The organism is Methylomonas lenta (genome assembly GCF_001644015.1).
Lineage (GTDB): Bacteria > Pseudomonadota > Gammaproteobacteria > Methylococcales > Methylomonadaceae > Methylomonas > Methylomonas lenta.
Genome location: NZ_LUUI01000057.1, coordinates 1 through 9970, shown reverse-complemented (window position 1 = coordinate 9970; position 9970 = coordinate 1). Strand labels below are relative to the sequence as shown.

Below are 9970 nucleotides of genomic sequence, written 5' to 3'. Positions count from 1 at the left end.
TGGATTTAAGGGCGCTTACCATATAGTGGTGGCTTATCGTTTACCCCATTACCAAATTTAGCGGCTTACTACGGCTACAGCCAGTCTTTTCAAGCGAATACCGCAACCGACCATAATCTGCAGGTTTTGCCGGCAAAGCAAGGTGAGCTACATGAAGTTGGCGTCAAAAGCCAATGGCTGGATAAGCGCTTAGCGATCAATGCAGCCTTATATCATGTGCAACAAAGTAATCTGCCGGGGCGTGATCCGGTCGATCCGGATTATTCAGTGGCAATCGGCAAAATTTACAGCCGGGGTTTTGAGCTTGATGCGATTGGTCAACTCAGTCAGCGTTGGCAGCTATTGAGCAATTACAGCTGGATGGAAGCCAAGTTTGGCAGTGGCACTGTGCTAAATGGCAATACTTTTAGAAGCAGCCCCAAACACAGCAGCAGCTTGTGGACGCGCTATCAATTTCCTTTTCAAATGCCTGGAAAATTCTTTTTTGGTGGTGGACTGATCTATGTTGATCAGCGATTTGGCGACGATAGCAATAGCTTCAAAGTACCAGGATATTTGCGCACTGATCTGATGGCACACTACCAACTTGAGAAACTGGATTTTCGTGTCAAAGTAGAAAATCTGCTCGATAAACGTTATGTCAGTAGCTCTATTTACGATGACACGGTCATTCAGGGTAATCGCTTGCTGTTTCAGTTTTTGCTGGGCATACGATTTGATTAAATACTTAACCAAACGATCTAACAAACGAGAACCATCCCGCTAAATTATCGACAAGTTCAAGTATCAAACTCCAGCAAGATAGGCGACTGCCACAGCCGGTGCGCAATCAGCGGCGTCTATATGCCCAACTTTAGTAGATTGTTTGATCAACTGATTAAAGTCCAGGTAGTCCAGTTTGAGTTCTGTGGCGATTTCTTTTAGCAGGAATCGACCGATACCAGCACCGATTAAACAGGGTGATTTAGAGCTTTCGAGCCTATGCATTTGTTTAAGGCAAGCCTTTTGAATCATGAGTTTTTGTTGCTGCTTTAGTTCTTGGGCAAACGCCAGCCAAAGCGGCCAGTCGCTGTCGGTATATTCATAACCGGTCATCCGGGACAAACGTCTAGCACTGGCTTGCGGGGTTTTTTCAGCGCCATCGGCAGTTTCGCTTTGATCGTGATCTTCCTGTAAATCAGCAGTCAGACGATAGACATCGGCCATGCTGGCAAAATATTCCGCCATCAAACCCATGGGTCGACCATTGAATAGGGCTTGTTGAGCAACCGCCATCACGGCGGTACGCACGATGCCTGTATAAATTAATTCGCCGGATACCAAGCGTTCATAATCGCTATAGCCCAAGGCTTCTAAGGCATGATTTTGAATCAACAAAATATCGGTGGTCGTACTGCCGATATCCACAAACAAACCGTGCCCTTGCCGAATGGCCGCCAGTTGCGCGCTGGCTATCCAGTTTGCCGAGGCAATCGCCATATAATCGCCGGGCTGCACCGCATTTAGCGGAATAAAACCTTGAGTGCCGGCAAAAACATCGATCGGCGCAGGTGCCAGTTTTTCTTGCATAGCCTGCAAAATGGCAGCCACCCCCTGTTCGCGACTGGTAAAACAATCGACCAATTCACCGGTCATGGTGACGGCATGCCGTTGGCATTGTTTGGGTAAGGCCTGCAAAACAGCAGCAATCGCCTGCTGCAGATGCGGCAAGCCTTTCCAGAGCGGACAAGGTTGTTGAATGACCTGTTCGACTTCGCCACTGTCATTGAGTAAGGCCGCTTTGACGTGTGCGCCGCCAATATCCCAGCCTAAGATAGGTGTTTGCATAATCGTTTAATGAATCACAACCCGAATGGGCTTGGGGTTAAAAAAATGTAAATCCGGCTCACCATCTAGCAGTTTAATCACCTGCTCGGCAACATTAATACCGCTGGCCTGCTTGATGCCGACATAAGATGTCGTCAGACGCGGATTGATTTCCAGAATTAGCGGCCCCTGGTCTGGGGTTTCGATGAGATCGATGCCAATATACCCCCACAATCCTGGTAGGGCTTGGGCTATTTGCTGTATCAAGCTCTGATAAAACACCTGATTTTGATTGGCTACATTCACTAAACAGGCTGCTAAACTGAAGCGATTGTTTTGAATCAACATCTGCTGTTGATTGCAGCTTATTAACCAGGCTTTGCCCTGTTTAAACAGACAGGACAAGCTGACAGCCTGACCGGTAAGCAAAGGTTGAATCAAAAAGCGTTTGCTTTGATCCAGTGACTCGATAACTGACTTAAAATCCTCTGCCGTAGGGATAATCCGATTATCTTCACAGCCAACCCCGTCAATCGGTTTGATCACACTCTGCGGAAAAGGCGGCTCAGTCCATCCCACCAAAGCCAAAGTTTCCACCACCGGAATCGCCTGCGCATTTAATCTGCGATAAGTAGCCAGCTTGTCGGCGCAGATAGCCACGGTTTCAGGAGAGGATAACAGGGCGGTTTTTTGTAAGGCCTCAATTTGCCGAGCAAGCTTAAACAGGATGTTGTCGGTTTCCGGTGCAATCGGCCACACCAGATCGGCTTGAGTAATCAATTGAGTTAAAATCTGTCCAATATCATCAGATTCCTTAACCGGAAAGACTTTGACATTTGCCGGCAATGTCAAACCAGTGCAGCGCTGATCCAGCGGCAATAGAATTTGTACGGCAGGTATTTGCTTCAGATCATCCAGCAAAGCCTGCAACATTAGGCGGCCTTCGGCAACTAGCGACGCTGGCAAAGTCTGCCCCACCAGTCCGCCACCGGTAATATATTCGAAAACAAGCAGCTTCAAGCGTTAAAACCCTTTATGCAGATTATTCCAGTAATTGATTTAAAAGACGGCATAGTAGTGCATGCCGTACGTGGCAACCGGACGGCGTATCAGCCTATACACCATGCCTCATGCTTAACCTCTGATAGCGATATCGATGCGGTTTTAGCGGGTTTTTTAACACTGTATCCGTTTAAACGATTTTATATTGCCGATCTCGATGCCATTACAGGCAAGGGTAATCATCAAGCATTAATCGACGTCATGCTATTAGCACACCCGGATATCGAGTTCTGGCTTGATAGCGGCAGCCAATTATCTGAAATTCGTGATGGCGCTCGAAACATGAAATGGGTAATCGGCACCGAATCTCAGCAAGCAGCGCCCTGCCCTACGCGGCATGATTTTATACTGTCTCTTGATTATAAAAACGATCTGCCAGCTGATCATGCAGGCTGGCTTAAGCATAGCCAGTATTGGCCAGAGCGGCTTATTGTAATGACTTTAAACCGGGTTGGCAGCAATAGCGGGCCGGACTTCGCAAAGTTACAGGCATTACAGCAAAAATATCCGCAAAAACAATGGATCGCCGCAGGTGGAATACGTCACCAACAGGATTTAACTGACTTAAAAAATGCCGGCATGCAGGCTGCCTTAGTAGCAACCGCATTGCATAATGGCAGTATTAATCTACCAGCCATCCAAAACCATTAGGCAAAAAAATACCCCAGCAAGCCGGGGTATTCTAACTACCTATACTAGCAACAACTTATGCTTCGTTGTTAACTGCGAATGGGTGTTTAGCTTCTTTCTTAGCAGCAACAACTTCAGCAGCAGTTGGTGAACCCGCAACAGCGCGTTTCAAAGCTTCTTTGGTTGCAGCATAGTTGAATGATTCGATTTTAGCGTCGTCTTCAGCCAACCAGTGGATGAATACACCAACAGAAACGAACAAATCATCAGCTTCGTCAGCAGGGATAGTACCGTCTTCAACACAGTCAGCAACAGCCATCGCTACGCCGCGTTGAGCTGGGCCAAACATTTGAACAGCTTGTTTAGAACCTTTGATGGTTACTTTGTTGAACAAAATAGTCGCAGGTTTAACCATCAGGTTAGGAGCAACAACAGCCAGCAAAGTAGAGAAACCGTCTTTATTGTTTGTTAAAGCAGTTGCAAACGCAGTTTCAGCTGCTGAGCCACGTGGGCCAACGATCAAGTCGATGTGAGCAATTTCGTTGCCTTCGCCAACCAAAGATTCGCCAACGCGCATGTTTGTAATTTTTGCCATTTTAAATTTATCTCCTAAAGATAATATTGAACCAAGTTAAAGATACGTAATGTCCTTATGTTGAAGCTTTCGGACAATTCCTTCTAAAAACTTTTTAGTCGAAACCTTGACTAAAAAGCTGCTCCAAAAGCACCACCAGTACTGTTGCGACAGTGATGTCAGCAGTCGTACCCGGGTTGATTTTTTTTGCCTTAAAAGCCTCATCGATGCTATTTAACATCGGCAAAACCTCTTCCGGCGTTTTAGCGGTTTCCATGGCCTTACAAAGCAAAGTCATTTGTTCCGCAACCCACTCTGAATACTGCTTTCCATACTTTCGCTCAATATGGCTATCCGGATATTGTGCCAGCATTTCGGCAAAAACCGTTAATGCAGACCACCCGCTGTCACCAGACAAAACGAAAGCACGATTATACGTTATAAATCCAAAATCAAAAATATCTTTGAAGCAGTTTGTGTACTGCAAGGCAATTCTATCTCTGTCAGCCGCTATAGTCATGGCCTGGGTTAAGCTGACGACAGCCTGATCGCTGACATCCTGTTGCTCGGATTTTCCTAAACCGCCCGGAGACGCCAATAAAATCGCTTTAAAAACCCAGTCGGCATCCTGCTCTGTCGTATTTTTCAATACATTGTCCAGGCATAAGCGCAAACTGATAGTTGAATTGCAGGCTGTGCAACCATGCAATAGCGGAGCACAAAGTAAAATAATGCCCAGATTGGTATTACAGCCTACGGCCTCGCGAGTAGCCTTGACGGCATAATAAATTTTTTCGCCGAGGGAATAATCAGGATTGGTGATAGCGGCGGCACTGACATGGGCGCTGGTTCTAAAATCCTGCACCGTCATGTCGTGCCCATCACTGAATACACTGACATTGCCCGGCTTAAAGGCTTGTAATTCAATCTCGCAAGCCTGCCGATAGGCATCCATTAAGGCTTGCTGCGCTATCACGCCACCGCCTTTATGTTGCTGACATGGCGCATAATCAAATCTTCCACCAGACAGCTGGCAATATCTATCCCGCACACACTTTGCAGGCCTTTCCAGGCTGGTACGCTATTGACCTCGATTACCGTCAGCTTGCCATGGCGATCTTTAATAATGTCGACGCCGGCATAATCCATACTCAAGGCAGCTACCGCTTTTATCGCCAGCTCGGCTACATCAGCGCTTAAATCAATTCGTTCGCAAGACGCGCCCCGAGCGACGTTATTCAACCAGGAAATACCGCGCCGACGCATGGCAGCAACCGCTTTGCCATTGATCACAAACACTCGTTTATCCGAAAAGCCTGCACCCTCGCATTCAATAAAACGCTGTAGATAATAAATACCGTGACTACTGGTCAGCCACAGCAAGTCCGTGGACTTTTCGATGCGGCGAATGCCCTCGCCTTGCGATCCAAACAAAGGCTTGCTGATTAAGTAATGCCCTGCCAGTAACTCCTGCCGACAAATTGCAAGCGCCTGCTCACGGTCGCGCAGCACCCAGGTTTTGGGTGTTGAAATACCTGCATTATGTAATAAAAAACTGGTCATGGCCTTGTCTACGCTACGCTCTATTGCCTGCCCGTCGTTATACACCGGCACACCCAGCACCTTTAAGGCGTGTAGCACATCCAGATAAAACACCACCTCTTCCAATGAGCCGCCCGGTACGCCACGCACAAACACGGCATCCGGCAGATTCTGCTCAAAACCGGGCAAGTGAATGGGTAACTGGCCGTCGACTTGAATTCGGCAGTCTGTTAAAGATAGATAGTCAGCATGAAAAGATCGCTCGGCAAAAGCCTGGCATAACTGTTTGCCATGCCAGCCGGGATCGTCAGTAATAATTGCAATTCGACGCAAGGGATTGTTCAAGATTTTTAGGTGGACGCAAAAAAGCCGGACTCAGACAAGTCCGGCTTGACAAAATTAAAGCACTTAAAGACCGAAAGACTGATCCAGCAAGGCATTATCCAGTTTACCGGCACGAAAGCTTTTACCCGACTCAACAGCGGTTACAATCACGCTAGCCGGGCTAAACAGCATGGCATCGACTTTAAAGAAATCGTATTCGTAGGCTTTAAAGATTTCGGCAAACGGCTTGCCATAATCTTTAGATGTGGAACTTGGCAGTTCTTTTGCCAATTTCTCAGCCGCTTCGTCACTGCCTTTGACAAACAAATGCACCTGTCCGGCAAACAAAATCGCATCGTTAGTGCGGCCCATGGCTTTAACGAAATTAGGATGCGGCGGACAAATCGGCGCCGACCCCGTACCGTCAACAATATTTTCCAATGGAAAATGCAGGGCATGCGCTTTATGCATGGCGACTTCCAAAACCCGACCCACTACCTGCACGCCACCGGCCAAACTGCTGGTTGGGGTAACGATAATCGTCAAATTGGCTGGCGAGACACCGCAAGCTGTGGCCACTTTTTCCACTATTTCCAGCGGCGGCACGGCATCGTTCTCAATCACCAGTACGGTATTCTCGCAGCTGTCGCGATATTCCAGCTCTTTGTACAACTCTTCAACCGGCTCGACTACGCCTTCTTTGGTTTTGGTGGCCATCGCCCGCGCAGGCCCCGAACCTAGAGCATAATATTTGCCGTGCGACAAGCTCCAGCCGGCATATTGACTGCCTAAGCAAGACAATACCGGGTTAGTGGCATGCACATTAATCGTCAGCGGCCAGTTTTCGGTGTAACTGCTTTGCGAAATGGTTGCAGTACCCATGCCACCCATGCAAATTTCGGTAATGATACGACCGGCTTCCAAGCCACCGGGTACATTAATACCTGCATCGATAATGGTACAACCGTTTTCCAGTTTCTCGACGCCCAATCTGAGCATATCTGCATTTTCCAGCAGATGAGCAACTAAAGGTTGAGTATGTTTATTGACGCTTGCCTGGTATTGCATATTTTAAAGACCCATATTTAATAAACTTGCGATAATTTTTTGCTGACGCTGTAATTGATTTTCAACTTCATCAGCGTCATTTTCGGAGGCAATGATACTGCAAATAGGCAGCCCTTTGCCAATAAATACGCCCGCTTTAGGCCTATCAACTACCCAATGCGGCCATGTTAAGCCGGCTGGAATACACACAGATCTGTCCGCATAAATTATTTGATATCCTGCTGGAATTTGAGAGAAGTCCCAATCCGGTAATCGCTCCATACAAGCCTGCAAATGTAAATTTAACACTGACTTACCATAAAGCTGAGCGCTGGCAGGAATGCGCGCGTTAATCTCAAGTAAGTAACAAATTTCATCATAAATAATAAAATCCAGGCTACCCAGGCCTTGCATTGGATATAGTTCAACTAGTGCTTGCAACCAATTGCCTAGCAGAACTTGGTTTTCCTCAGAAACAGCGGCATGATTTTTAATGCCGGCAAATAGAAACTCTTGCACAGGATTGCTACAGCTCCACTGCCGATTAAAACCAAGAACGCTTATTTGATCATTACAGGCAACAAATAAAACTGAGAAAGTTTCGCCCGCTTGGTAGCGTTGCCAGTAAAAATCACCGCTAAAAGCTTGAGAACCATCAAACCTAGCAACATCTTGCCCACCATGCCCTTGCATCGGCTTGATCAACCAATCCCCGTTATCATCAGGCGGAGATAAAACTGATTCAGGGTGATTTATGTTTAACAACTTCAGGTTTCTAAAAAAATCTGCCTTATCGTGAAATCGCTGGAATAACTTAAAAGCATTACCAAGCACGATAAATCGGCTTTCCAAATAATCCAGACTGCTAAGCTGAGTTTCAAAGCCGCTGCCATAAATCAAATACTTCACGCCGTGCTTTTTTATCAAATCATCGATAGCAACATGAATATCAGCAACGGCCAGACTAGCAACCTTAACCACATCCAAAGCCAAAATCCGGGTGTCTTCATCGGCATAACAATCGACTGCAATAGGTAAAAACCCTGTATCCACAGCCATTTGCGTTAACATGCGGGCAGAATTAGCAATGACTAGCAATTGAGTAGAAGGTAGTTGATTCAAAAGTAAAATCAGAAAAGTTTAAACAAAGTTGGATTTTAATATAAATTCTGGCATAATGGCCGTCATTGGAGAGCTGGCTGAGTGGTCGAAAGCGGCGGTCTTGAAAACCGTTGAAGGTTTATCCCTTCCTGGGGTTCGAATCCCTAGCTCTCCGCCATATTATTATGTAAGTTATTGTTTGTTAACAACCATTAACAAACAATAACACAACACCCCATCATTTGCCCCACCATTGCCTTTAAAGCACTTCAATACAGTCGAACTTGAAGCAACTAAATAAATTTTCTCATATCCTTACATCTAATACATTGCTTAAGTTTGATCAAGGATAAAAAAGGTACGCTGATAGATATTCAACATCTGAATATATCGTCTTTCCTTAAAGCACGTTGCCAATTCCATTAGCTATCATCCATAAGCCTGAATCCGAGTTCCTTTCGGTTTAAGGGGTGCTCTCCGCATTTTCAGCGCGTTTTTTTAAAGAAACCTACCACTCACCGAAACTTAAACGTCGCTCATCTTGCCCTTAGTTGCAAAAATCAAACCCTTTCTGTCGCATTGCAGCCCTTGTTGGCCGAAAAACAAAATAGCCGCATAAAATTTTACATTGAGGCGACAACTAGCTTGAAATTTTCCGGTACATCTTTCAGAAGGGATGTCCGAAACCGGTCGATTTTGGACATCAATATCAGAAGACGACTGCACTACTTTAGATGCTTTTAATATTAGTGGATTCGATAGAAACTCTTAAAAGGAAAGATTGCGAATCACTATGATTGTAAGTGTTTCAGTGATAGCAGTTGAATCAATCGAGATTGGCATTTTGAAATCAGCCAATAATCGCGTCTTTCAAATCAATGGCAGGTGAAAGTCTGGGATCAGCTGTTCAAAATAAAACTAAGGGATGGGCCTATCGCAAAGCAGCCGAAGCGAAAAAATTAACGACCCGAGACAAATGGCAAAATTTCATTGATTTGCTTCTTTTAGTTTTGACTTACCAATCAGCATCATTTTTTCTTTATATTCTGGCAGCATCTGTTTAAATTTTACTTCTGCTTCTTTACGCACTTGCCTATTATTGAGATTATCATCAAATTGCTCGATGACTTCATTAACTTCATTATTCTTTGCGTCTACATCCTCCGATAAAACCCTAAGCTCACTTCGCGTAGGTAGCGTTTGCGACAGATTTTTATCATCTTTTACCGAGGAAGTTCCAACCTGACCTTTTTGTTCGTTTGATATTTCGGTAGTTGGATTTCCTTCTTTTTGTTTATCACTTACTTTTGCAACTGTTGATTTAGAATCCTCAGAAGTACATCCTGAAAGCACCAAACCCCACAACAGACTGACTGTAACTAATCGCATTATTAGCATTCCATTAACCCCTAACAAAAAAGCACAAGACTAACTTACTCAATAACCATCCGTTTAAACGGGTGAGTTCTTATTGCGGACAGAAAGTTGGGATACACGCCAACTAAACGACGCCTATAATCAGGTCCCATCTTAAAAATTATGGTTTAGGCTTGGTTCAAAATGATGCTCCAAACACTACTGAATTATTTCATCAGTCATCTACCCAACTGTGGCACAGAAATAACCTAGCACCCAAAAATATTGCCCCACTAATAACGCTTTATCAAATGCGAAAACTCTAAACAGGTAACTTACTGTTTATCCTTTAATTCGCTTCATCATTTCGCTTACTACTATATTAGGTGGATCAATGACCAGAATATGCACACAATCCTTACTCAAAACACCACTGACTATCTGAGTTATGTCAACTCTGGAATGAAGCTTTTTACTCTTTCTTCTTAAGGTAAATCGGTCACATTGCCCCCGTTGTAAAATACCAGT

General features: G+C 45.2%; 9 protein-coding genes, 1 tRNA gene and 2 pseudogenes. 3 read left to right on the top strand and 9 right to left on the bottom strand.

Annotated features, from left to right (window positions below; translation table 11 throughout):
• Nucleotides 1-33: 33 nt before the first annotated feature.
• A pseudogene (locus A1359_RS04145) lies at nucleotides 34-723 on the top strand (TonB-dependent siderophore receptor); the annotation flags it as partial.
• Nucleotides 724-786: 63 nt separating this feature from the next.
• Here the strand turns inward: A1359_RS04145 and A1359_RS04140 are convergent.
• Together A1359_RS04140 and A1359_RS04135 are read right to left on the bottom strand one after the other, a co-directional pair.
• A complete protein-coding gene (locus A1359_RS04140; protein ID WP_066978434.1) occupies nucleotides 787-1827 on the bottom strand; it encodes a hydantoinase/oxoprolinase family protein in 1041 nt (346 codons plus the stop codon).
• 6 nt (nucleotides 1828-1833) lie between these two features.
• Entirely contained in the window at nucleotides 1834-2826 is a 993-nt protein-coding gene (locus tag A1359_RS04135) for an ATP-grasp domain-containing protein (RefSeq protein ID WP_066978432.1), read from the bottom strand.
• A gap of 15 nt (nucleotides 2827-2841) precedes the next feature.
• Between A1359_RS04135 and A1359_RS04130 the strand changes: the two genes are divergently transcribed.
• Nucleotides 2842-3519, top strand: a complete 678-nt coding sequence (locus A1359_RS04130; RefSeq protein ID WP_066978429.1) for a HisA/HisF-related TIM barrel protein — start codon at nucleotides 2842-2844, stop codon at nucleotides 3517-3519.
• A gap of 55 nt (nucleotides 3520-3574) precedes the next feature.
• On the opposite strand, the gene fae is transcribed toward A1359_RS04130, so the two are convergent.
• From fae to A1359_RS04105, 5 genes are all read right to left on the bottom strand, one after another.
• The gene (gene fae / locus A1359_RS04125) at nucleotides 3575-4093 is read right to left on the bottom strand and encodes a formaldehyde-activating enzyme (RefSeq protein ID WP_066978427.1); all 519 of its coding nucleotides are present in this window, start codon (nucleotides 4091-4093) and stop codon (nucleotides 3575-3577) included.
• A gap of 94 nt (nucleotides 4094-4187) precedes the next feature.
• The gene (locus tag A1359_RS04120; protein WP_157200460.1) at nucleotides 4188-5048 is read right to left on the bottom strand and encodes a triphosphoribosyl-dephospho-CoA synthase; all 861 of its coding nucleotides are present in this window, start codon (nucleotides 5046-5048) and stop codon (nucleotides 4188-4190) included.
• Nucleotides 5045-5947 (bottom strand): ATP-grasp domain-containing protein, encoded by a 903-nt coding sequence (locus A1359_RS04115; RefSeq protein WP_066978439.1) that lies wholly within the window; start codon nucleotides 5945-5947, stop codon nucleotides 5045-5047. The genes A1359_RS04120 and A1359_RS04115 overlap by 4 nt, the downstream gene beginning before the upstream one ends.
• A 75-nt stretch (nucleotides 5948-6022) precedes the next feature.
• Nucleotides 6023-7006, bottom strand: a complete 984-nt coding sequence (gene mch, locus A1359_RS04110) for a methenyltetrahydromethanopterin cyclohydrolase (protein WP_066978425.1) — start codon at nucleotides 7004-7006, stop codon at nucleotides 6023-6025.
• A 3-nt stretch (nucleotides 7007-7009) separates the two neighbouring features.
• On the bottom strand, nucleotides 7010-8107 hold the full coding sequence (locus tag A1359_RS04105; RefSeq protein WP_157200459.1) for an ATP-grasp domain-containing protein: 1098 nt from the start codon (nucleotides 8105-8107) through the stop codon (nucleotides 7010-7012).
• 67 nt (nucleotides 8108-8174) lie between these two features.
• Here A1359_RS04105 and A1359_RS04100 point away from each other — a divergent pair.
• Nucleotides 8175-8264 (top strand) — tRNA-Ser (locus A1359_RS04100).
• 809 nt (nucleotides 8265-9073) lie between these two features.
• On the opposite strand, the gene A1359_RS04095 is transcribed toward A1359_RS04100, so the two are convergent.
• Together A1359_RS04095 and A1359_RS23030 are read right to left on the bottom strand one after the other, a co-directional pair.
• Complete coding sequence (locus A1359_RS04095) at nucleotides 9074-9475, bottom strand: hypothetical protein (RefSeq protein WP_066978418.1); 402 nt, start codon at nucleotides 9473-9475, stop codon at nucleotides 9074-9076.
• A gap of 309 nt (nucleotides 9476-9784) precedes the next feature.
• Nucleotides 9785-9970 (bottom strand): annotated as a pseudogene (locus A1359_RS23030) (hypothetical protein); the annotation flags it as partial.

What these genes read in the sequence shown, in the direction of transcription:
- A1359_RS04140 (WP_066978434.1), bottom strand. Translation starts at nt 1,827, where the DNA reads ATGCAAACACCTATCTTAGGCTGGGATATTGGCGGCGCACACGTCAAA.
- A1359_RS04130 (WP_066978429.1), top strand. Translation starts at nt 2,842, where the DNA reads ATGCAGATTATTCCAGTAATTGATTTAAAAGACGGCATAGTAGTGCAT.
- fae (WP_066978427.1), bottom strand. Translation starts at nt 4,093, where the DNA reads ATGGCAAAAATTACAAACATGCGCGTTGGCGAATCTTTGGTTGGCGAA.
- mch (WP_066978425.1), bottom strand. Translation starts at nt 7,006, where the DNA reads ATGCAATACCAGGCAAGCGTCAATAAACATACTCAACCTTTAGTTGCT.
- A1359_RS04095 (WP_066978418.1), bottom strand. Translation starts at nt 9,475, where the DNA reads ATGCGATTAGTTACAGTCAGTCTGTTGTGGGGTTTGGTGCTTTCAGGA.